The sequence below is a fragment of the Thermococcus sp. genome (assembly GCF_026991495.1).
Taxonomy (GTDB): Archaea; Methanobacteriota_B; Thermococci; order Thermococcales; family Thermococcaceae; genus Thermococcus.
The window spans coordinates 1-20,889 of record NZ_JALXBJ010000002.1; the positions used below are offsets into that span (position 1 = coordinate 1).

The 20,889-nt window shown below is 49.7% G+C and carries 22 protein-coding genes and 1 pseudogene; 10 read left to right on the forward strand and 13 right to left on the reverse strand.

Annotation, left to right across the window (positions count from 1 at the left end; translation table 11 throughout):
• Positions 1–458 (forward strand): ferritin family protein (locus tag MVB78_RS00020; protein WP_367270967.1); only part of this gene is annotated, 458 nt, incomplete at its 5' end.
• Between the two features lie 51 nt (positions 459–509).
• Here MVB78_RS00020 and MVB78_RS00025 read toward each other — a convergent pair.
• From MVB78_RS00025 to MVB78_RS00035, 3 genes are all read right to left on the reverse strand, one after another.
• Positions 510–1,034: a ferritin family protein gene (locus MVB78_RS00025; RefSeq protein ID WP_297486565.1), complete on the reverse strand. Its 525-nt coding sequence runs from the start codon at positions 1,032–1,034 to the stop codon at positions 510–512.
• A gap of 220 nt (positions 1,035–1,254) precedes the next feature.
• Positions 1,255–1,887 (reverse strand): diacylglycerol/polyprenol kinase family protein, encoded by a 633-nt coding sequence (locus MVB78_RS00030; RefSeq protein WP_297486543.1) that lies wholly within the window; start codon positions 1,885–1,887, stop codon positions 1,255–1,257.
• Positions 1,853–2,554 carry an HAD family hydrolase gene (locus MVB78_RS00035; protein WP_297486544.1) on the reverse strand — a complete coding sequence of 234 codons (702 nt, stop codon included), beginning with the start codon at positions 2,552–2,554 and terminating at the stop codon, positions 1,853–1,855. The genes MVB78_RS00030 and MVB78_RS00035 overlap by 35 nt, the downstream gene beginning before the upstream one ends.
• A gap of 74 nt (positions 2,555–2,628) precedes the next feature.
• On the opposite strand from MVB78_RS00035, the gene MVB78_RS00040 reads away from it, so the two are divergent.
• The 3 genes from MVB78_RS00040 to mfnA are packed head-to-tail and all read left to right on the forward strand — an operon-like array spanning position 2,629 to position 5,269.
• Positions 2,629–2,871 carry a DUF131 domain-containing protein gene (locus tag MVB78_RS00040; RefSeq protein ID WP_297486566.1) on the forward strand — a complete coding sequence of 81 codons (243 nt, stop codon included), beginning with the start codon at positions 2,629–2,631 and terminating at the stop codon, positions 2,869–2,871.
• A 1-nt stretch (position 2,872) separates the two neighbouring features.
• Complete coding sequence (locus tag MVB78_RS00045; RefSeq protein ID WP_297486545.1) at positions 2,873–4,081, forward strand: cation:proton antiporter; 1,209 nt, start codon at positions 2,873–2,875, stop codon at positions 4,079–4,081.
• 30 nt (positions 4,082–4,111) lie between these two features.
• Positions 4,112–5,269 carry a tyrosine decarboxylase MfnA gene (gene mfnA / locus MVB78_RS00050; protein WP_297486567.1) on the forward strand — a complete coding sequence of 386 codons (1,158 nt, stop codon included), beginning with the start codon at positions 4,112–4,114 and terminating at the stop codon, positions 5,267–5,269.
• A gap of 462 nt (positions 5,270–5,731) precedes the next feature.
• Here mfnA and MVB78_RS00055 read toward each other — a convergent pair whose 3' ends face one another.
• The 4 genes and pseudogenes from MVB78_RS00055 to MVB78_RS00070 form a co-directional block, all read right to left on the reverse strand.
• On the reverse strand, positions 5,732–7,042 hold the full coding sequence (locus MVB78_RS00055; RefSeq protein ID WP_297486546.1) for a transposase: 1,311 nt from the start codon (positions 7,040–7,042) through the stop codon (positions 5,732–5,734).
• A 222-nt stretch (positions 7,043–7,264) separates the two neighbouring features.
• Positions 7,265–7,446: pseudogene (locus tag MVB78_RS00060) on the reverse strand (cation transporter dimerization domain-containing protein); the annotation flags it as partial.
• A gap of 261 nt (positions 7,447–7,707) precedes the next feature.
• On the reverse strand, positions 7,708–8,304 hold the full coding sequence (locus tag MVB78_RS00065) for a methyltransferase (RefSeq protein WP_297486568.1): 597 nt from the start codon (positions 8,302–8,304) through the stop codon (positions 7,708–7,710).
• Between the two features lie 150 nt (positions 8,305–8,454).
• Complete coding sequence (locus MVB78_RS00070; RefSeq protein WP_297486547.1) at positions 8,455–9,408, reverse strand: NAD-dependent epimerase/dehydratase family protein; 954 nt, start codon at positions 9,406–9,408, stop codon at positions 8,455–8,457.
• A gap of 88 nt (positions 9,409–9,496) precedes the next feature.
• On the opposite strand from MVB78_RS00070, the gene MVB78_RS00075 reads away from it, so the two are divergent.
• Complete coding sequence (locus MVB78_RS00075) at positions 9,497–10,492, forward strand: NDP-sugar synthase (RefSeq protein ID WP_297486569.1); 996 nt, start codon at positions 9,497–9,499, stop codon at positions 10,490–10,492.
• 33 nt (positions 10,493–10,525) lie between these two features.
• Positions 10,526–11,782: a flippase gene (locus tag MVB78_RS00080; protein ID WP_297486548.1), complete on the forward strand. Its 1,257-nt coding sequence runs from the start codon at positions 10,526–10,528 to the stop codon at positions 11,780–11,782.
• Between the two features lie 18 nt (positions 11,783–11,800).
• Here MVB78_RS00080 and MVB78_RS00085 read toward each other — a convergent pair whose 3' ends face one another.
• The 6 genes from MVB78_RS00085 to MVB78_RS00110 are packed head-to-tail and all read right to left on the reverse strand — an operon-like array spanning position 11,801 to position 18,470.
• Positions 11,801–12,949 carry a hypothetical protein gene (locus MVB78_RS00085; protein ID WP_297486549.1) on the reverse strand — a complete coding sequence of 383 codons (1,149 nt, stop codon included), beginning with the start codon at positions 12,947–12,949 and terminating at the stop codon, positions 11,801–11,803.
• Positions 12,942–14,159, reverse strand: coding sequence for a glycosyltransferase family 4 protein (locus tag MVB78_RS00090; RefSeq protein WP_297486550.1), 1,218 nt, complete (start codon positions 14,157–14,159; stop codon positions 12,942–12,944). The genes MVB78_RS00085 and MVB78_RS00090 overlap by 8 nt, the downstream gene beginning before the upstream one ends.
• 5 nt (positions 14,160–14,164) lie before the next feature.
• The gene (locus tag MVB78_RS00095) at positions 14,165–15,328 is read right to left on the reverse strand and encodes a glycosyltransferase family 4 protein (RefSeq protein ID WP_297486551.1); all 1,164 of its coding nucleotides are present in this window, start codon (positions 15,326–15,328) and stop codon (positions 14,165–14,167) included.
• On the reverse strand, positions 15,315–16,400 hold the full coding sequence (wecB, locus tag MVB78_RS00100) for a non-hydrolyzing UDP-N-acetylglucosamine 2-epimerase (RefSeq protein ID WP_297486552.1): 1,086 nt from the start codon (positions 16,398–16,400) through the stop codon (positions 15,315–15,317). Before wecB ends, MVB78_RS00095 begins: the two co-directional genes overlap by 14 nt.
• Positions 16,397–17,476, reverse strand: a complete 1,080-nt coding sequence (locus tag MVB78_RS00105) for a glycosyltransferase family 4 protein (protein WP_297486553.1) — start codon at positions 17,474–17,476, stop codon at positions 16,397–16,399. Before MVB78_RS00105 ends, wecB begins: the two co-directional genes overlap by 4 nt.
• A gap of 4 nt (positions 17,477–17,480) precedes the next feature.
• Complete coding sequence (locus tag MVB78_RS00110; protein ID WP_297486554.1) at positions 17,481–18,470, reverse strand: glycosyltransferase family 2 protein; 990 nt, start codon at positions 18,468–18,470, stop codon at positions 17,481–17,483.
• A gap of 59 nt (positions 18,471–18,529) precedes the next feature.
• Between MVB78_RS00110 and MVB78_RS00115 the strand changes: the two genes are divergently transcribed.
• Genes MVB78_RS00115 through MVB78_RS00130 form a run of 4 tightly spaced genes read left to right on the forward strand, consistent with a single transcriptional unit; the run spans position 18,530 to position 20,884 of the window.
• Complete coding sequence (locus MVB78_RS00115) at positions 18,530–19,150, forward strand: acyltransferase (RefSeq protein WP_297486570.1); 621 nt, start codon at positions 18,530–18,532, stop codon at positions 19,148–19,150.
• Between the two features lie 47 nt (positions 19,151–19,197).
• Positions 19,198–19,479, forward strand: a complete 282-nt coding sequence (locus tag MVB78_RS00120; protein WP_297486555.1) for a hypothetical protein — start codon at positions 19,198–19,200, stop codon at positions 19,477–19,479.
• Entirely contained in the window at positions 19,443–19,784 is a 342-nt protein-coding gene (locus tag MVB78_RS00125) for a PIN domain-containing protein (protein WP_297486556.1), read from the forward strand. Before MVB78_RS00120 ends, MVB78_RS00125 begins: the two co-directional genes overlap by 37 nt.
• Positions 19,781–20,884, forward strand: coding sequence for a DegT/DnrJ/EryC1/StrS aminotransferase family protein (locus MVB78_RS00130; RefSeq protein WP_297486557.1), 1,104 nt, complete (start codon positions 19,781–19,783; stop codon positions 20,882–20,884). Before MVB78_RS00125 ends, MVB78_RS00130 begins: the two co-directional genes overlap by 4 nt.
• Positions 20,885–20,889 lie beyond the last annotated feature (5 nt).

Sequence of the window (20,889 nt, forward strand, 5' to 3'; positions counted from 1 at the left end):
TTGATACGGTGATGTCCATGGCAGAACCCCTCGTTAAGAAAGCCTATGAGGTAGAGAAGAAGGCAGCCTCCAGTTACACGGATGGGCTGAAAATGATAAAGGGGCAGGGTTTGAGGTATACGAAAGTCGAGGAGATCGTGGGAAGGATAGCCGTAGACACCATAATCCACAAGCATTTGATGGAGGCGATACTTGAGGCACAGAAGGAGTTTGAAAGCCTTTCCGAGGGACCCATTGAGGAGGTCAAGGAAGTGGAGCTGTCCCCCGAGCAGAAGGCGCTTGTGAAGCGCTTCGCCGAGATGCACCTTGAGATAGAGAAGGACATGATCAAGACGTACCAGGAGATGGCCGAGAAGATGACCCATCCACTCTTCAAGGGCATAGCCAAGGCCCTCGTTGAAAACGAGATGGAGCACCACAGGCTCCTCGGCGAGCTGATAGCAAAGTACAGGGAGTGAGCCTGCTCCTTCTTCCTTTTCTGTTTATTCCAAAAGAAAAGAGAATCGGGCTCACGGCCCCATGTGCATCATCTGACTGTACATGGCCCAGTCTAAGAGGAGCTCGTACTCGGCTTTAAGGTTGTAGTAGTGGCCCCACTCCATGTCGCTGAGGTAGCGCATGAGCCTCTTCTTCTCCTCTCCCTCAACCATCTTCTCAAGCTCCGCGTAGAACTTCGCCGCTATCTCCTCCGCCTTCATGGCCCACCTTATCAGGTCGATGACGTCCTCGACCCCCTTGAGCTCCCGGGCCACCGGCCTGAGCTCCGGCCCTATGTGCTCCTTTGGAAAAACGACCTCCTTTCCCGGGAACATGCTCTCGTGTATCCTCCTGAGCAGTTCCTCGTGCTTCTTCTCCTCCCCGGCGAGCCATTCGATCTTCTCCTTGAGCTCGCGTATGTCCACGTTTTCGGCGAGGCTCTCATAGAACTTCCTCGCGCCTATCTCAGCCTTCACTGCCATTCCAAGGAGCTCCTCAAGGGAGAAGTCCCTGATCCTTTCGAGGGGGAGCCCCTCCTCAACTTCGGGTGAGGTCATCCCAATCACCAGTGGGAGTAGGGCAAGGGGCTATTAACCTTTTTCGGTTGCCAGACCCAGACTGGTAGGGCTTTCTTCTCCTGCAGTCCTCTTGCCGGGGCGAGCCCAGGAAGGTTGAGCTCAAGGTCATAGCCGACGAGATGGTCGCAACTTCTGATCTATTTTTCCTCTAAAGGCACAGCGTTCCGTGGGTCGGTCGGGAACTAACGCTCTTTCCAGCTTAAACAGCCAAGAACGGAAGCAGATAGAGGGTGATGGCCACTGTGAGCTGGTTGGAGAAGTTGTCATCCGGGGGCAGGTTGAAGAACTCTGCCACGGTTCCCGCGAGGGAGCCAGCGAGGGCGGCAAAGGGGCCGAGGAGGGAGTAGATTATCAGGAAGCCGCTCACTAAGTAAGCTAAACTGCCTTCCACGCTCTTGCCGTTTGAAAACCTATGCCTCCCGAGGTTTTTGCCGACTATCGCCGCGAGCGCGTCTCCGACCGTTGCAACCGAAATCGATGCCACCGCTATCCTTGACGAGAAGAAGTAGACTATCACGAGGGACGCGAGGGTAAAGTAGATGTGGGCGGCAACGCCCTCCCTTTCATGCGGCCGCTCTATATCATGTATGTGGCGCTCGATTGCCTCGACGCTTGAAGCGACGTCGGGGTTTATGATGCGGAGCCGTACCTTTATGGCATCCCTGAGCCCCTCGATTATCCTGAAGGGCTCGAGGACTACGAAGGTGACGAAGGCGACCGCCACGAAGTAGAGGGTGAACTCCCTGCCGAGGATGAGGTAAAAGGTCGGAACGACGAGGCCGGTCAGGTGAAGGGCCTTACGCTTCAGCTCGGCCCTTATTCCCCTCTTCACTTCTGATCACCTTCAGGGCTTCGAACAGGTCTTTCACGGTGTAATCGGCGTTCCTGACTATCCTGTTCCTGAAGTAGCCCCTCCTTACGAGTATCCCAACGGCCCCTATAGCCTTTGCGCCCATCATGTCGGTGTCATCGCGGTCGCCGACCACGTAGACCCTATCTTCACCAGAGCGCTCCACAGCGAGGACGAAGTTGTGAGGCTCAAGCTTGCTGTGGCCCGTCTCACCGCTTATTATGATGTCATCGAAGTACCCGGCAATTCCAAGCCTCTCTATCTTCTTCCTCTGCCACTCGGAGGAGGAGTCCGTGACGAGCGCCACTTTAGCCCCCAGCTCCTTAAGTCCCCTGAGGAAGGGCAGTGCATCGGGGTACAGCCTGAGTTTTGAGAAGAAGTCGCCCTCGACCAGCTCCACCATCTCGCGGACTTCCGCGCGCTCGATGTCAGGGTAAAGTGCTAAAAGAACGTCCTTAATCAGCTCTCCGGGGCCGAGGAGATGGTACCTCTTAATGGATTCAAAGCTCCGGTATTTCCCGAGGAGGAGGTATTTGACGAGTCTGAACCTCCCCTTCCTGATGAGGTGGATCATGAGCTTTATGAGCGCGGACTTGCCGGCCTCCCACGTGTTGCAGAGGGTGTCATCGAGGTCAACGATCACGAGCATGCTCTGAAGTCTGGTTCAGCCTTTAAAACTTCTCGGGTTAACATTTAAAAATAGGAGGGGCAGAGTTGAGGACGATGAGGGGGGACATCCTTATACTCACCGGCACCGGACTGGTTGTCATCGGCTTCCTCCTGATCTTCATAGGGGCGCTGATCTCATCCCTTGGGGGCGGCGAGGTCGAAGGGGGAGGGGTCATAATGATAGGCCCGATTCCCATAGTCTTCGGAAGCGGGCGGGCCGCCACGCTCGCGATGATCTTAGCGGTGATCCTGATGGTTCTCTGGATACTCGGCTTCCTGCTGACCAGGAGGGGATGAAGTGGAGTTCCTCGCGGCCCTTGCGGTTCTCCTCGTGACTGCGAAGAGCATTGAATGGGCCCTCGAAAAAGCCGATATACACCCGATAATAGCCCACGTCCTGACCGGGGTCGTCCTCGGCCCCTTCGCCCTCGGGCTGATAAACCCCGGGGAGAACCTTGAGGTTCTCGCAGAGTTCGGGCTGATAATGATGATGCTCTACATGGGGCTCACGAGCAACTTCTCGTCTATAGCCCAGAACACCGAGAGGGCAACGATGGTGGCCGCCCTCGGGGTCATGTTCTCTTTCCTCCTGGGCTTCGCGACGGTTTTAGCCTTCGGAAAGACCCTAACGGCCGCGGTTTTCGTTGGGGTAACCCTCGGGAACACAGCGATAGAGGTCACGAGCGGGATCCTCGTCAGGGAGAGGGTCAAGAGGTCAGTTTACTCGATCCTAATGGGTGCGGCCTTCGCCGACGACATAATAGCTGTCTACCTGATAGGTATAGTGACTGCCATGAGCGGGGGCCGGCTCACCTTAAGTTCCCTCGGCATTCTGACCGTTAAGATATTTGCCTTCATTGCCGTCATCCTCCTCGTCTCCGACAGGGTGTTCAAGAGGGCCAAGTGGTTCTACCCGGTGATCAGAAACCTCAACGTCTTCTTCACCTTCACCATGATACTGACCTTCACGTTGGCGATACTGGCCCAGTGGGTGGGCCTGAACCAGATAATCGGGGCTTACTTAGCGGGCCTGACGATAAGCAGGCTGCGCGAGAGGAAAGACCCCTTAGTCGTCACGAGGATAAAGCTCAACGAACTGATAGAGGATCTCCAGGTGGTTCTGACTGAGTTCTTCATGCCGCTGTTTTTCATCTACGTGGGCCTCATGTTCAACCCGCCCCGGGGATCCCTCAGCCTCTCCCTCATCGCGGCGCTCTACGTTTCAGCCGTCCTCGGGAAGCTCATAGGCTGCGGCCTCGGGGCAAGGCTCCTCGGCTTCAGCGGGGAGGACTCCATGGTGATAGGCATCGGGATGGGCGGCAGGGGAAGCCTCGAACTGGCCATACTGACCTTCGGCCTCAGGGCGGGTCTCATAGACCAGTCCCTCTTCGCGAGCGTGATAACCGTCTCGATGCTGACGGCTCTTACAACCCCCGTCTTTTTCAGGGCCTACCTGAGGCATCTAACCTCGGGGCAAAAGCTTAAATCCAGGCCTTCAGAGGGCTGAGGGGTGAGGGAAACGACGGCCGGCGGGGGCGTGTTTCCAGCGAGGGGAAGCGACGAGGAGGATGTTCTGAAGGAGCTGGAGGAGAAGACGGGGGGAGACCTGACCTTTGACTCGGGAAAGATACTCGGGAGCATGTGCACCCATCCCCATCCCCTCGCCGTTAAAGTAGTCCAGCACTACATAGACAGGAACCTCGGCGACCCGGGACTTCACGTTGGGAGTCAGGGGGTCGAGCGGGAAGCAGTTGACATGTTAGCAAGCCTCCTCGGCCTTGAGAAAGGCTACGGCCACATAGTTTCTGGCGGAACCGAGGCAAACATTTTAGCGGTGAGAGCCTTCAGGAACCTGGCGGACGTTGAAAATCCTGAGTTAATCCTCCCCGAGAGCGCGCACTTCTCATTCATAAAGGCAGGTGAGATGCTGGGCGTTAAGCTCGTCTGGGCGAGACTAAGGGAAGATTATTCAGTTGACGTCAGAGATGTCGAGGAGAAAATCACGGACAACACTATTGGGATCGTTGGCATCGCCGGGACGACCGGGTTGGGCGTGGTTGATGACATACCGGCATTGAGCGACTTAGCTATGGACTACGGCCTTCCACTCCACGTTGATGCTGCCTTTGGTGGCTTCGTGATTCCTTTCGCAAAAGCTTTGGGCTACGATATTCCGGATTTTGACTTCAGGCTCAAGGGAGTGAAGAGCATAACCATAGACCCCCACAAGATGGGCATGGTACCCATTCCGGCCGGGGGAATAATCTTCCGCGAGAGGAAATACCTTGAGGCGATAAGCGTTCTCGCCCCCTATTTAGCTGGAGGGAAGATATGGCAGGCCACCATAACCGGAACGAGGCCAGGGGCCAACGCTTTAGCTGTGTGGGCGATGCTAAAGCACCTCGGCTTCGAGGGCTACAAGAAAGTCGTCAAGCGAGCGATGGAGCTGAGCAGGTGGTTCGCGGCCGAGCTTAAGGAAATCCCCGGCGTTTACCTCGTCCGCGAGCCGGTTTTGAACATCGTTTCATTCGGGACAAGGGAGCTGGAAAAAGTTGAGGAAGAACTGAAGAAACGCGGCTGGGGGATAAGCGCCCACCGCGGCTACATCAGGATAGTCATGATGCCCCACGTGAGAAAGGAGCACTTAGAGGAGTTTTTGAGGGATTTAAGGGAGATCCTGAGGAATAATGATTGATTTCGCTCTCATTGTACCTAGACTGCAATTAAATTAATAATCTCCGGACTGCAAACGCAGAAAGTCAGAGAGCCTATACCCACGTGGCAACGCATAAAGGACATTTCTGTACAAATGGCCAGGAGTTGGGTTAAGAGAGGCGAGTTTGATCCCATTTTTCTCGACAACTAGAAGACGATCTTCAAGGTTTCTATGGACGTAGATGCCATCTTCTAGAAGGCAATAAGTGGCCATCCACCACCATGAGCCTTGAGTATAGTTCTTCCAAAGCTCCATCTTTGAGGTCTTTTAATATCACCCGATAGAGCTCCCAGTGGTCATCCATGAATTTTTGCCCATCGTTCCAGCCGCCTACTAACTTAGCACCGAGCTTAATGAGTTCATGCACAAACTCCCCCAGTTTATTATCCGGGACCCTATCTGACCTCCTCCCCCGCTCTGAAGGGCGAGGGTTCCAATGAACTAACCCCTCGCTAAGGGCGGAGAGGTTCGAGGGGTCTCATTAAAACCCGCTAAAAAGCGGGTCTTCGACCCCTCTGGCCCGGTCTTAGGCCAATTACCCCTCCCCTGAGCGTAAAACCCGCTCAGACTCGGGGTTATGGTTTTAGCAACCTTCTTCAAAATGTTAAAAGCACCAACCAAGTCAGCGTTAAAGACAAGCCCCGTTGCGGGACACTTAAACAAACCACGAACAAAACGAGCCCCTTCATGGGGCTTCCCGCAAACGGGACAGGTCTTAGAAGTGAAAGCCTCATCAACGACCTCAACTTGAATACCATACTCCTCGGCAACTTCCTTGAGACGCTTAATAACGTAATTAAACCGCCAGACGTGAGAGAGAATGAAATTCTGCCTCGCTCCCTTATCAGAGTTCCTACTGATACCCTTTGGATAACCCACGACAATCCTTGAAACTCCGAGGTGATACAGTCTTTCAACAGTTTGTCTCACGGCAGTGTTGATGTAGTGTCTCGCTTGGAGTTTAGCCTTCTCGTGCAGTCTTCTGAGTTTCCTACTCGTTTTCGCTCCACTCTTGTTAAGCTTAGACTGGTAGTCAGCGATGACTCTTTGGAAGTAGAAGGCGATGCTCTTTAACGGCCTACCGTTCACGAGGAAGCTTTCTCCGTTTTCCACGTAGACGGCCATTAAGTTGTTCACTCCCAAGTCTATGCCCGCTGAAAGGTCGCCCAATGGTTGTCTTGGAACGATCACCCACTCGCCCTTGATTAGTTTTTCCTCAACGGTGATACTGACGTGAGCATACCATTTTCTTTTGATTGGGTCGTAGGTGAGTTCTAACCTTCCCTGCTTGCCCTTCAAGTGTATTCTACCCTTAAACTGGACTTCCAAGCGTTTGAACTTGCCGAGGCCTTTTAGAATGAGCGTATTCCCGGCAATCTTGTACTGGTCGTTCCTGAGAATGATTAATGGTTTTCTCTTCCCATCGTCCTTCAAATAGTTTGGCGGTTTTGGTTTGAAGTCTTCTGGCAGTTCTCCGTTTCTTTTGCTCCTTAAGAGGGAGAAGAAACTCCTCCAAGCTTCAGCGTTCTTCCTACAAATTTGCTGAACGGTTGCCGAGCCGATTTCCTTCTTGAACTCCTCGTAAACAATCTTTTCAGTCTTGTTGAAGTCCACGGGCTTGCCTTCAAAGAATTCTTGCCGTCTTAGATAATTCACCCGGTTCCAGGCCTTGGCTCCGGTATCGGCTAACTCGAAGAGGGTTTTCTCTTGCTCTTTTGAGGGCTGGAGTCTTATGGTTACTGTTTGTTTCATTTCAAAGTATGGTATGGTTCTTAGGCTTTAAAATAGTTTGCTTTCCTGTTTAAGGACTGTTGGGTGGTTCACCGCATACCGCCCCAAAGGGCAAGGCTCTCAGAAGAAAAAAGGTAAAAGAGCAACTATATTCAAACACGCGTGTAAGGGAACAGCAAGCAAAGGAATTAACTAGTACCTACGAAGAGGGTTGGCACCAGCCACACAGATTAAGTGCAACTTTCACTCCTTAACCCCCTTTATATTAACGTGGACGAAGGTCACATCTACCTCAGGTAGCTCCTCTATCAGCTTCTTAACTCCTCGCTGACGTCGTGGGCTTCCTTAAGGGAGATTGTCGGGGGAACCTCAATGTGAAGCTCGACGTGAAGTTTGTTCCCGACGTAGTGGGCCCTCAAATCGTGACGGTATAATCCGCTGACGCCAATTTAACCATTTACGGTTTTGTTGGAAGAACATAACCTAACAAACAAAATAAGTGGAGCGGTCAGTCCGTCACTCCTTCGTCACAGCTCGGACAAGGCTGAACTCATCATCCCAGAAGGAGTAAAAAAAGAGGGGTTAAAAAGGTATGCTCAGCGATCACCTTTCCTTCCTCACCGGTCGGTTCGCCCATCAATCATCATCGCGTTAGAGGCTTCTCTTGTGGGTTTAAGAGGCTTCCGTCACTGCCTCGCCGTGATTATGAGGCCGACCTTAGAGGTATCGGTGAGGCAGTCGTTGCCGGCTGAGGGGGACAGCTGGAAGGTTACCTCGACCTTGAGGACGCCGTTCACTGGCAGAGACCCCGAGAAGATCTGAAGCTCGCTCATGTTGAGCTCCCTGAGGCTCTTCCCGATGTAGTCAGTCAGGACTTTCTCGTTGCCATCGAGAGAGATCCGGAAGTCCTTGATTATCAGGTACTTGCTGAGCTCTCCAGCATCGGGGGTCTTATCAACCAGGGCCTCGGCCTTGCTGAGGGCACCGTCCTCGGCGTCGGTTACGTTGAACACCATGGAGACGGCGGAAAGGGCGTAGTCTCCTCGGTTCTTTATGTAGAATGTGAACGTTCGGTTCTCACGGGGCTTGATGTCGTTGAAGGAGAAGAGCTTGTAGTCATCGTAAAACCTGCCCCCGTCTTTGCTTATGCCGATGTCAAAGTCTCCGGTGGAGATCTGGTTTCCGTTGGACTTGGCCACGTCGCTGAAGTAGGAGGTTCCTAACTTAAGGCCCGCCCCGATGAGCAGCAGGGCCAGCATTCCAACAACTGCCAAACGTCTCATCTTCACCACTCCGAACTGTGATTCAATCTCATTATGCTAAATTTATTTATAAATTTTTCTATTGGTGATAGTCTAAAAAAGCTTTAGTAAGATTATAAAGAAGCTGGGGGAAGGAGAGGGATAAGGGCTCAATGGAACTGAAAAAGAAACTCAAAGAATCTTGAGCAACTCCCTCACGGTCCTTCTAACGGCCTCGTAGCTGTTCAGCTTTGGCTTCCAGCCGGTCTTCTTGGCCTTCTCTATGCTCAGGCGCATAAACTTGACATCGCCCTTCCAGCCGCGGCCCCCGTCAACTCCCCCTGTAAAGCGGAACTCCGGCTTTAACCCCATCTCCTCGCTCACTATCTCCGCAATCTCCCTTACGGTTATCCAGTCGTCGTTGCCGAGATTGTAGAAGTCAGCGATTTTGCTTCCCTTTCGGAAATACTCAAAAATCTGGAGCATTCCTTCAACTGTGTCGCTCACGTGGAGGTAGCTCTTCCTCTGGGTTCCATCTCCGAGTATCTCAAGCTCCTCCGGGGTTCTGCGGAGCTTGTTGATGAAGTCGTAGATGACGCCGTGGTTGGAGCGCTCGCCTATGATATTGGCCAGGCGGAAGATCAAAGCCCTGAAGCCGAAGGTGTGGGCGTAGCCGCTTATCAGAGCTTCAGCCGCTAACTTCGCCCCGCCGTAAACGCTTATAGGCTCCAATGGGGCGTAGTTCTCAGGTGTTGGGATTACCTCTGCATCGCCGTAGACAGTTGAAGAGCTCGTGAAGACGAGGAACTTCACATTGGAATCTCTCATCGCGCTGAGAAGCTTGTGGGTTATCGTGACGTTGCTCTCGTAGAGCAGTTCCGGACTCTGGGCACCGATCCTGACTTCTGGATTTGCCGCGAGGTGGAAAACAACGTCAACGCCTTCAACAGCCTTCCTGACTGTTTTGGGGTTCCTTATGTCGCCTTTAACGAACTCGAACCTCTCCTCATCGAGCCAGCGCCTGATGTTTTCAAGGCTTCCAGCGCTCAGGTTGTCGAGAACCCTGACCTCGTTTCCGGCTTCCATGAGTGCATCAGCGAGATGGGAACCGATGAACCCAGCACCGCCTGTGACGAGAACCTTCATTCATACCACCCGCACCTGATGAAGCAAAATAAATTTAAATATGTTAGCTTCACAGAGATTGGCATTAAGAGAAGTCTCAGTGGTACCAATGAAGGTCCTCATAATGGCCGGTGGCTACGCGACGAGGCTCTGGCCCATAACCAAAGATAAACCCAAGGCTCTCCTGCCGGTGGGCGAGAAGACGATACTTGACTACATCATGGAGAAGGTCGGAGAGCTCGGCTTTGAAACCCACATCTCGACCAACCGCTTCTTCGAGGCCCACTTCAGGCCCTACGCGGAAAAGTACGGCGTCGGCTTAATCGTTGAAGACACCCTGCACGAGGAGGAGAAGCTCGGCACGGTAGGGGCAATGAAGAAAGCGGTTAATGAGCTCGGACTGGACGACTACCTCGTCGTAGCCGGCGACAACCTGTTCTCTTTTTCCCCGTCGGACTTCCTTCGCGCCTACGATGGGAGGACTCTAATAGCGGTCTACGATGTCGGTGACCTCGAGCTGGCAAAGCGCTATGGTGTAGTCGTCCTCGAGGGAGATAAAGTCCTCTCCTTCCAGGAGAAGCCCGCACAGCCCCAGTCCACGCTGATAAGCACTGGCGTTTATGTCTTCCCAAGGGGAGTGATGGAGCTCATTGGCGAATACTCATCAAACGGGAACGGGGATTCTCCGGGCTACTTCCTCCAGTGGCTCTTGGAGAGGGGAGAAGAGATCAAAGCATATCGCTTTTCGGACTACTGGTACGACATAGGCTCGGCAGACAGCTATCTTGAGGCCCTCAAGACCCTCCTAGGGGAGAGCCACATCGAGGAGATCCAGATAAGCCCGTACTCCAAGATAATCCCTCCGGTGGTGGTAAAGCGGGGCGCTAAAATCCTCGGCCGCTCGATTGTAGGGCCGTTCGTCTACATTGGAGAGGACTGTGTAATCGAAAACTCGGACGTGAGCGACTCCATCATCTTCAAAGACACCATCATCAGGAACTCAACGATATGGCGCTCCATCATCGACGAGAAGTGCGAGATAAGAAATCTTGAACTGAAGAAGAGCCTCGTCGGCGGCCACGCGAAGATACAGAGGGGGGATTAAGTTTTTAATTCCTCCTCTCCACTGGAGGTTGTCATGACCGAGAGCCTGAAATTGAAGCTGATAAAAAACGCCGGCTGGCTGTTCGGGTCTGAGATAATCTCCAAGCTTTTTGCCTATGGCATAATCGTTGTCCTGAGCCGTACGCTTGGACCTGAGGGGCTTGGCCAGTACTCCTTTATCTTCTACTACGTCGGCCTTCTCGGTATATTCTCCGATCTGGGCGTTGGTTACTACTTCATGCGCGAGGTTGCAAGGGACAGGAGTAAGGCGGAGGAGCTTCTACCTGATGTTTTAGGGTTTAAGGTCGTCTTGGCTATGCTGAACTTTCTTGTAATCGTTGCGTTAACTTTGCCCCTTCCCAAGCCCGAGTGGATGAAGATTCTCATAATACTGGTCGGAGCAGAGGCAATGCTTACTTGGGTCGCGTATATCTTCATTAGAATCATGTACGCACACGAAGTTACCAAGTACGAGGCAATTGCCCGGGTTGCTGAGAGAACATGGGCGTTTTTCGTTGGAGGTGCAACTCTCTATTTTCGTCGGTCCCTCACCTCCTTTGTGCTCATTCTTCTCATCGGGTATGCAGTAAGAGAGCTCCTGAGAATTAAATGGGGTTCGCGGTTTGTTGATGTCATAAAAATTCGCTTTAGGCCCGAAGTCTGGATTTCTATTCTAAAGAAGTCGTACCCTTTTTGGCTCATGGGGCTCTTTACTATGATTTATTATCGCACGGACATGGTGATGTTAAGCCTAATGAGGGGGGACTATGAGACCGGTATCTACAGGGCCGCTTACACGTTAATAGAGGTCTCCCTTTTTATCCCTAAAGTGCTCTTTGCTACAACGATGCCTTCAATGGCGAGACTATGGACTGAAGACCGAAGAACTCTTGAGATGCTCTTAAAAAAGAGCTTTCAATTGGTTTTGGGGCTTGGGGTTCTTGGAGCTGTTGGGTATTATATCCTTGCGAGATTAGGAGTTATCGTTGTTTTTGGGGATAACTTTCTTCCAAGTGCTCACGTCCTCAGAATCCTAAGCCTTGTAATACCATTCATGTTTCTAAATTCCCTCCTTGGGAGTTTTATGAATGCCACAGGAAAAGAAAGAACATTCATGAAAATAGCCGGCCTTACAGCACTGCTGAACGTTGTGCTTAACTACATTCTTATACCCTACTATAGTGCAAGTGGAGCGGCAATAGCAACTGTGATAAGCCAGGGGATAATAAGCATTAGCCTCCTAGGTCTCTATCATAAGAAGATAGAAATAGAGACATCACCAGGCATATAAAACCGCCTTGTTTAAATATTATTTAATGGAAGATGCTATAATTCTACCTACATAGCGCAGATCGATATGTCTAGGGATCCTAACCAAATTGATACTTGATTTTGATCTTAAATCGCGCAGTATGGCACAGAATTTGTTCCTTATTGAGTCTATGTCAAACAAGACCTCATCAAGAAGCAATCTTCTATTAAAACTATGATATAACAAATGAGAAAAGAGTGTCCTATACTCAGCAACCAGAACATTGAAAAAAATATCACATAATTCTCTATCCGAATTTAATTGAAGATCTTCAATTTTAACCGTATTTATTGAGAAATCCCGAAACAGGACAAAGATATCAGATATTTTAGCGTGAGTAACCTTAGTAAAGTTAGGTAATAAACGCGGATCCAATTTTCTACGGGTATATTTTCCAAAGTATGGAATATATGAATGAAATTTCCAGTGTAAACGATTTAAAATACTATATCTGCTTTTAAGAAGACAATACAGCTGGGACAATTGTCGTACATTGTACTTGTAGATTTTGGGGAATGCATAGTTTGGGTAAGCTATCCCCTTTTTACTTATTATTGACATGTCATCTGCAAAGAAAGAGAAACCATGATTTAAGATTAGATACATCTCCAAAAACGTCTTTCCAATACCTCCAGTACCGGAGAAAACCAGTACTTCCCCAGTATCCGGATTCAGTACAGAACTAGCATGGACAACTGTAGGATCTCTCGAAAAAAGTATAACAGATGGAACTAGTAATCTTTCATGAAGTATCTGACCAAGATATTCAATGGGATGCTGGAACTCCTTATCCAAAAGTTTTTTTAAGTAATCCCTCCGGTAAACATTACGACTTAATAGCAACTCAATATGGGGCTTATTATCATAAACCCTAAAGAATACATCTCCGATCCAGTCATGATATCCAAACCCATCTTCGAGTTCATAGTGTGTCTTTGGATTGGATGAAATTATTTTCAGATTCAGATCATCATATGAGATCAACCAGGATGGCAGTATCGTGAGGTGTATTTTATTGTTTTCGTTATGATATTTTTTTGGATATAATGAGATATAATCCTCTAAGTATTTGAAAATGGTCTCAGTGGTGTATAGGGTATATTTCATACCCCCAAAGTTGATAGAAAAACTGACCTCATCACTCATGGTTGCTATTAGCCAGAAATGCCTTTTTAAATATTTCCTCACGTATTTCGCGAGTATACTTGGAACTAACTAACTTCCTTCCATTACATGCCAGCTTCCTAGCTAATTTTGGATTTAAAAATATCTCTAAGATACAATTTCCAATTGATTGTGGGTCATTAGGACATATCAAAGCATGCTTGTGAGTTGTTAGAAACTCCTTAGTGCGCCCAGTATCAGTAGCAATGATAGGTACCCTGAGGTATAGTGCCTCAAGGGCAACCCTTCCAAAATTCGAATTGCTCTTAGATGTGATCAGCAGTAAATTAGACCTGATCAAATACCGCATGCCCTCATCAGGGGGTAGCCTTCCTAAAAATACAACTTGACGATCCAATTTCAATTTCATAACTAAGTTTTGGCACTCACTTAGAAGGGATCCATCCCCCGCCATAATTAGTTTGATATTATTGAGGGGATATTTACCTTTTTTTATGAGGTCAATAAAAGATGAAAATGCCAAAATAGCTTGAGTGGGACTCTTTGCACTGTTAAACCCTGAGAGCCACATGATCTTGAATTGGCTGTCTCTACTGTCCCTTAGATCAGACTCTGACTCTATTGCATGTTCTGGAATAATTTGGGGAAAGATAATACACACCTCCGGACCAAATATGGATATGGCTTTGTAAAGTAGATTACTCCCATCATCCAAGATAAAAACTTTTCTAAATGATCTCCTTAATAAGTTTAAGAAAAACGTCTCAAGCCTATCAAATATTACTCCATAAGCACCCGCTGTACCATACAAGATTAAGTATGCAGGAGTGTCAGTGAGTATAGACGCAAAAGCAACTGCTACTCCTCCCCACAAATGATGCCCAAATACTAAGATCTCGTGACATCCCTCATTAAGTTTCAATTGTTTAATAAACCTTATTGTGGCTACGCCCAAGATCAATGGAATAAGTGGTAATAATATCATGCTGATGACTCTTAATTTTAGAATAGAGGATATATATTGAAAAAAAGATATTCGGTATATTGAAAATTCATTCATCTCCTCCAAAATTTTCTCTTGAGGGGTCCACTTACCAGATATAATATAATTCTCTTTGGGGTCTAAAATAGATTCTATGATGCGAGCTAAATTCAGAACATCCGTCCCCTTACCATTAATATCTGGAGACATGTATTCAGTAACATGGATTATGCACTTTGAAGTTCCCATAATAATCACCAGTGCAATAGGTATAGTCTCAGGATAGTATCCAGGATATTCAGCCAGCAATATTGGGTGGCATATCTAACAATTTTTCTTGTATCCCACACCTTTGTTAATCCACTTAAGATTTTTTCTGCTAAGCATTTAGCATCAGCTGGGGGACAGAGTAAACCATAATCCTCAGACTTAATCACCTCAGGAACTCCACCAACACTAGTACCCACAAACGGCAAACCAACCCCAAGAGCCTCAAACATTACCGTAGGATTCCCCTCCCTCAAACTTGGCAAAACAAACAAATCAGCAGCATTCATCCACAGTGGAATCTCATCATGAGGCCTAGCACCAACAAACTTAACGTACTCGCTCAAACCCAGTTTTTTAACCAAACCCTCAAGCTTCCCACGCAAAGGCCCATCACCAACAACCACAAGAAGAATATCCCGCCTAACTTTCAAAACATCAACCATCGCCCTAACCAAAAACTCATGACCCTTAACAGGCACAAGATTAGCAACATTAAGAACAATCTTCTTATCCAACGGAAGACCAAGCTTTCTTTTAGCTTTTGCCTTATCCAATGGTTTGAACAGGTTGGAATCAAAACCGTTAGGGATCACAGAAACCTTCCCCACAGGAACACCTAACTTCTCCACCAATATCTCCCTATTTCTATTACTCACTGTTATAACATGATCAGCAGAATCCAAAGCAAACTTAACCCCCCTGAACCAGGTTTTATCCCTAAAAGGCAAATCATACACATCATAACCATGACCAGTAACCACCAGAGGCTTTCCAAGACTCTTCTTAAGGAGCGCTCCAGCGTATCCGCTCGGCCAGGTGAAGTGGGCGTGAATGATATCGAACTCAAGCCCTTCCTTCTTAATCACCTTCAGGGCTGCCTTAAAGAAGTTGTTACCAAGCCTCTTTCGGAAATAACCCACGGGCAAGTGGAAGAACCTCGGGAAGAACACCCTCACGTTCTCGTATTGGTAATCTTGAAGAATTTTGTTAGTCCCAAAAGGTTGTGGGGAGATAACATAGACCTCCCCAAAGTATTCCCTTAGGCGATCTACCTGCTCCTTGACGAAGATTCCGCCGTAGTGCCTACCATCTCTGTCGGGGTAGGAATTTGTGAGTACTAAGATGGTTTTATCCTTAAACTCCACCACTCATTTCCCTCCTTATGATCTCCGCTATCCTCCTGCTCGCTTTTCCGTCCCCGAACTTGTACATGTAAGTATCCCCTTTAGGCTCAAACTCCTTAATCACTCTTAATATTTTCTCTTTATCTGCTCCCACCAAAACGTTCCACCCATCCTCAACAGTCTCAACCCACTCCGTCTTCTCCCTCAGAGTTACGCATGGAACCTTTAAAAAGTACGCCTCCTTCTGAACACCACCTGAATCAGTCAAAATCTTCCTAGCGTTCTCCTCAAGAACCAGCATGTCCAAATAACCAACCGGAGGAATCAAGAGAACGTTCCCAGCCTTTTCAACCTCACCAATCAAACCATAGGCCTCCAAGTACTTCCGGGTCCTCGGATGGGCCGGAAAAACTATCATCTCATCACTCTCAATGAAAGCCTTGATGATGGTCTTCAGCCTCTCCATGTTATCGGTATTCTCCGCTCTGTGAACCGTAGCCAAGAGATACCCCTTGGGCTTTAAACCCAACCTACTAAGAATGCTTGACCTCTTCCTTGCTATCTTAATATTATGAAGGAGGGCATCATACATAACGTCCCCCGTTAAATACACACCCTCTTTAATTCCCTCATTATGCAAATTCTTCACAGCCGTTTCAGTTGGGGCAAAGAGGTAATCGCTCACATGATCAGTCAAAACCCTATTGACCTCTTCTGGCATTCCCTTGTCAAAGCTCCTCAGGCCGGCTTCAACGTGGGCAACTTTGATGTGAAGCTTTACCGCCGCTAAAGCCCCTGCGAGAGTAGAGTTCGTATCACCATAAACCAGCACGATATCAGGTTGCTCTTTAATCAAAACCTCCTCAATCCTCTTGAGCATTTCGCCAGTCTGATAACCGTGACTCCCGGAGCCCACCCCAAGGTAATAATCCGGCTCGGGGATGCCGAGCTGTTCAAAAAATATCCTGTTCATCTCGTAATCATAATGCTGGCCGGTGTGGATCACAACCTCCTCAAAGTGTTTTCTCAACTCTTTCGAAACCGGAGCCATCTTAATGAACTGCGGCCGAGCGCCGACTATCGTGGCTATTTTCATATGCTTTTCCCTCCGTATAGTTGGGCAAGCACACCCTCAAACCGCCTCCAGCGGTATCTTTTGAGGAAGAGCCTCCTCCCGGAGCGTCCCATCTTTCTTACATCTTTGGGAGAATCCATTAGCTTCAGGAGGTTTTCCCTCACGCTCTTCTCATCGTATTCGCAGGGCAGTCCGCACCGTCCTTCCCTTACAATCTCAGCTGCCGTTGATCCATCGACTACGAGGAGTGCTGTCTCAAGGGCCATCGCCTCAAAGAGCTTGTTGGGAGTTGCGAGGCGGTTGTTCTCACTTGAAGGATCGTAGAGGATGAAAGTTGCGTGGGCCGTGCCCATCTCCTTTAGGGCTTTATCCCTCGGCAGGTAACCGAGGAATTCGCATGGGCGTTTGCACATCTCTCTTACCCTATCTTCAAGGGTACCGAATCCAGCGATCCTCAAAGATATCCCCAGCTCCCGGGAAATCCTCGTCATCTCTAAGATGAAGCGGCCCGGTGATAGAACCCCGCCGTAGAAGACCGTGAACTTCCGGTGTTTTTTGAACGCCTGCTTAATTTCTCCAATGGAATTCATGACCACGTGGATACCTCCGAGTCTCCCCCACTTCCTGAAGAGTGACACAAAGCCCCTGTTCACGACTATCACGGAGTCCGCTCTTAATAGGAGCATCCTATCCAGAGAAAGCACCAATTTTCTGATCGCTCCCGGGGGGACAAAGGTCTCGTAGAGATCATGAACATCATAGATCCACTTAGTACCTTTTAAGAATTTAAGAACGAACCCCAAGACTGCTGTATCGAAGTCATGGGTGTGAATTACGTGGGGTTTGAGCTTTAAGACGAGACGAAAGGCATTCAGATAAAAGAGGGGAAGCTTAAGCACCATTGCCGCTCCGTAAGCAGCGCGCGGACCTAGTCTTATCACCTTAATCCCATCTACCACCTCTTCCTCAAGATGCTTCCCCTCTCTATCCCACGCGATAACATAAACCTCGTGTCCGGCCTTAACCAAACTTTTGGCCTCTTTGTAAACCCTCGGATCGGGCTTGAAGGGATTGCTGACGGTCATTACTACCTTCATGGGATCACCTGTATGCCCTCTTTCCGAACACCAGCCCCGCTAAGAAGCCGAGGCTTATAAGGTTGTGGAATAGCCACATCACCGGTGGAAGGGCCAGTGCGTCTAAGTTTTTCTTTTTCCTCCAGAGCCTGATTCCTTCCCCTATAAGAACGACCCAGTAAAGGGCGAAGAGCCATCGTATAATCAAAAAAGGCACTGCGAGGAGCTCAAAGCTCAGGAAAACAAGAGGAAAGAGCCAGATGGGGGAGAAGTACCCCTTCCGGATTGCCATGCTCTTAACGGCCCCGTAGTTGAAGCTCTGCCTGAAAAACCCCTTCCAGGTTGAGCGGGCGAAGTAGTAACTTCTGATTTCAGGATTAAAGAACAGCCTGTAACCCCTCTTGTTTATCCTGAGGTTGAACTCAAAGTCGTTGCCGGTTATCATGTCCTCATCGAAAAACCCCACGTTCTTTAAGACGGTCTCCTTGTCGTACAGAGCAAAAGCGACTGTCTTCGCAAAGTGCGGCCTTTCCTCGTACCAGAAGGTGCTCGCACCGCTCAATGGAGAGGAGTATATCAAAGCGACGAACTTAGCCAGTCTGCTCTCATAGAGCTTGATTATCTTCCCCCCAACTCCGGCAAGCTTCGGTTCTTCCGCCCTAACCTTCAAAAAAGTCTCAACGCTTCTTCTCAGGAAATCCCTCTCTGGATAGGCATGGGCACCGAAGATAACGAAGAACTCCCCCATCGACTCCTTAATCCCCATGTTGAAAGCGTAGACCTGCCTTCTCTTTGGATTAACCCTGTAAAATACAAGCCCCGGATACCTTCTTTCGAACTCCCTCACGATATTGGCAGTTCTGTCGGTGCTCATGCCGTCGTAAACGAGGATCTCGTAGCGATCCTTGGGATAGTCCTGGTTCACCCACTCCTCAAGGCACTTGCCTATGTAGCGCTCCTCGTTGTAGGCAGGAATTATTACGGAGACAAATGGAAACCCGTAGTTTTCATCCATAGGTTTCACCGGGGCAATGCTTATATCCCCCTATCGGGGACTTCACTCGGGTGTTCAAGATGTCGGAAGAGCCTAAAAAATATTTCGTCCACCCCTTAGCAGTTGTCGAGGAAGGGGCAGAAATCGGTGAAGGGACGAGAATATGGCACTTCGCCCACGTCAGAAAGGGCTCCAAGATAGGCAGGAACTGCAACATCGGAAAGGACGTTTACATCGACGTCGACGTTGAAATAGGCAACAACGTTAAGATCCAGAACGGGGTGAGCGTCTATCACGGGGTCAAGGTTGAAGACGACGTTTTCCTCGGCCCACACATGACCTTCACAAACGACCTCTATCCAAGGGCATTCAACGAGGACTGGGAAGTTGTGCCGACCCTGGTGAAAAAGGGGGCCTCAATAGGCGCTCACGCAACAATAGTCTGCGGTGTAACGATAGGCGAGTACGCAATGGTTGGAGCGGGAGCCGTCGTTACCAAGGACGTTCCACCCTTTGGCCTCGTCTACGGCAACCCCGCACGCTTAAGGGGATTTGTCTGCTACTGCGGGAGGAAGCTTAAGGAAGAGAATAGAATTGGCGAAGACGATAACCATATCATCTTCAAGTGCTCCCACTGCGGAAGGGAGGTTAAGATAAGGAAGGAGGACTACGAGCGCTACCTCAGGGAGAAAGATCTCTAAAGAAACACTTAAATATGTGAACTCACATAGTATTTTCCGGTGATCCTATGCCGAACATAACGCTCTCGGTACCACCGGATGTGTACAAAAAAATGAAGGAATACAGCGAGATAAGATGGAGCGAAGTAGCGAGAAAAGCTATAGTTGAGTACCTCGAAAGACTGGAAAGGGGCAACCTCGAACTCCCGGCGAAGGACATCCTGAAGATGCTGGGGGAAGAGTTCGAAGAGAAAGTAACGAAGACGTCACTGGAAATGTACGAGAAAGCCTACAAAAAAGCGAGGGAAGCGGAATGGAAGAGGACAAAAAGCTTTACGACACGAACGTGATTATCGAGGCAGCAAAATCCGGAGAAAAGGTCAGGGGATACACTACAATACTCAACGTGGTGGAGTTTCCCAAAGCCACCACACTTGACCTAACAGTGATTACCCCTTCGCTCGATGACTATCTCCTCTCAATAAAGATCTCGCAGGCAATGGTGGAGATGGGGACGCCCGTCCCTGCCGTTGATACGGTAGTGGCGGCGGTAGCACTAAACCGCCGGCTCACGCTTGTGAGCAGGGACAAACACTTTCTTTTCATTCGGGAAGTTTATCCGGGTTTAAAGCTACAGCTGGAGGGAGAAGAATGAGGAACATACCCATAGCCAAGCCCCTCATCGGGGATGAGGAGATAAACGCCGTCGTCGAGGTTCTCAAGAGCGGAATGCTCGCCCACGGGAAGGAGGTTGAAGCGTTTGAGAGGGGTTTCGCTGACTACTTAGGCGCAAAGCACGGGGTAGCGGTCGCCAACGGAACCGCTGCCCTCGACGTGGCCCTCAAGGCCTTAGGGATAAAGGACGGGGACGAGGTCATAACGACGCCCTTCACCTTCATAGCGAGCGCCAGCTCGATCCTCTTCCAGAGGGCCAAGCCGGTTTTTGCAGACATCGACCCGAAAACCTTCAACCTCGACCCAAACGAGGTTCTTGAGAGGATAACGGACAGAACCAAGGCGATCCTCGTCGTCCACCTCTACGGCCAGCCGGCCGATATGAAGGCCTTCAAGGAGATAGCCGAGGATCACAAGCTTTACCTGATAGAGGACTGCGCCCAGGCCCATGGTGCAGAATACAACGGCCAGAAAGTCGGAACCTTTGGTGACATAGCGGCGTTCAGCTTCTATCCCACGAAGAACATAACCACCGGCGAGGGCGGGATGGTTGTTACCAACGACGACGAACTGGCTGAAAAAGCGAGGCTCATAAGGAGCCACGGTCAGAAGGAGCGCTACTACCACGTTGCCCTCGGCTACAACCTCAGGATGACTAACATCGCCGGTGCCCTCGGGAGGGTTCAGCTGAAGAAGCTTGAGGAGTTCAACGCGAGGAGAAGGGAGAACGCGGAAAAGCTCACGAAAGGCATCTCAAGGATAGCCGGGCTAACTCCGCCCTACGTTGCACCAAAGGTCAGGCACGTCTACCACCAGTACACGATAAGGGTCGAGGATGAGTTCCCGCTGAGCAGGGACGAGCTTGCGAAAAAGCTCAGGGAGAAGGGAATCGGAACCGGGATCTATTACCCGCTGCCGCTTCACCACCAGCCGCTCTTCAAGAAGCTCGGCTACGAGCAGGAGTGCTGTCCGAATGCGATAGGGGCAAGCAGGAGGGTTTTGAGCCTCCCGGTCCATCCTGCGGTGAGCGAAGAAGACATAAACTATATAGTCAGCACTCTCGAAGAACTCTCCAGGTGACGTGA

Coding starts and splice junctions, on each gene's coding strand:
- MVB78_RS00120 (WP_297486555.1), top strand. CDS start 19,198: ATGCCGAACATAACGCTCTCGGTACCACCGGATGTGTACAAAAAAATG.
- MVB78_RS00115 (WP_297486570.1), top strand. CDS start 18,530: ATGTCGGAAGAGCCTAAAAAATATTTCGTCCACCCCTTAGCAGTTGTC.
- MVB78_RS00070 (WP_297486547.1), bottom strand. CDS start 9,408: ATGAAGGTTCTCGTCACAGGCGGTGCTGGGTTCATCGGTTCCCATCTC.
- MVB78_RS00085 (WP_297486549.1), bottom strand. CDS start 12,949: ATGAGTGATGAGGTCAGTTTTTCTATCAACTTTGGGGGTATGAAATAT.
- MVB78_RS00025 (WP_297486565.1), bottom strand. CDS start 1,034: ATGACCTCACCCGAAGTTGAGGAGGGGCTCCCCCTCGAAAGGATCAGG.
- MVB78_RS00130 (WP_297486557.1), top strand. CDS start 19,781: ATGAGGAACATACCCATAGCCAAGCCCCTCATCGGGGATGAGGAGATA.
- MVB78_RS00110 (WP_297486554.1), bottom strand. CDS start 18,470: ATGGATGAAAACTACGGGTTTCCATTTGTCTCCGTAATAATTCCTGCC.
- MVB78_RS00080 (WP_297486548.1), top strand. CDS start 10,526: ATGACCGAGAGCCTGAAATTGAAGCTGATAAAAAACGCCGGCTGGCTG.
- MVB78_RS00055 (WP_297486546.1), bottom strand. CDS start 7,042: ATGAAACAAACAGTAACCATAAGACTCCAGCCCTCAAAAGAGCAAGAG.
- MVB78_RS00090 (WP_297486550.1), bottom strand. CDS start 14,159: ATGGGAACTTCAAAGTGCATAATCCATGTTACTGAATACATGTCTCCA.
- MVB78_RS00035 (WP_297486544.1), bottom strand. CDS start 2,554: ATGCTCGTGATCGTTGACCTCGATGACACCCTCTGCAACACGTGGGAG.
- MVB78_RS00125 (WP_297486556.1), top strand. CDS start 19,443: ATGGAAGAGGACAAAAAGCTTTACGACACGAACGTGATTATCGAGGCA.
- wecB (WP_297486552.1), bottom strand. CDS start 16,400: ATGAAAATAGCCACGATAGTCGGCGCTCGGCCGCAGTTCATTAAGATG.
- MVB78_RS00105 (WP_297486553.1), bottom strand. CDS start 17,476: ATGAAGGTAGTAATGACCGTCAGCAATCCCTTCAAGCCCGATCCGAGG.
- MVB78_RS00040 (WP_297486566.1), top strand. CDS start 2,629: ATGAGGGGGGACATCCTTATACTCACCGGCACCGGACTGGTTGTCATC.
- MVB78_RS00075 (WP_297486569.1), top strand. CDS start 9,497: ATGAAGGTCCTCATAATGGCCGGTGGCTACGCGACGAGGCTCTGGCCC.
- MVB78_RS00065 (WP_297486568.1), bottom strand. CDS start 8,304: ATGAGACGTTTGGCAGTTGTTGGAATGCTGGCCCTGCTGCTCATCGGG.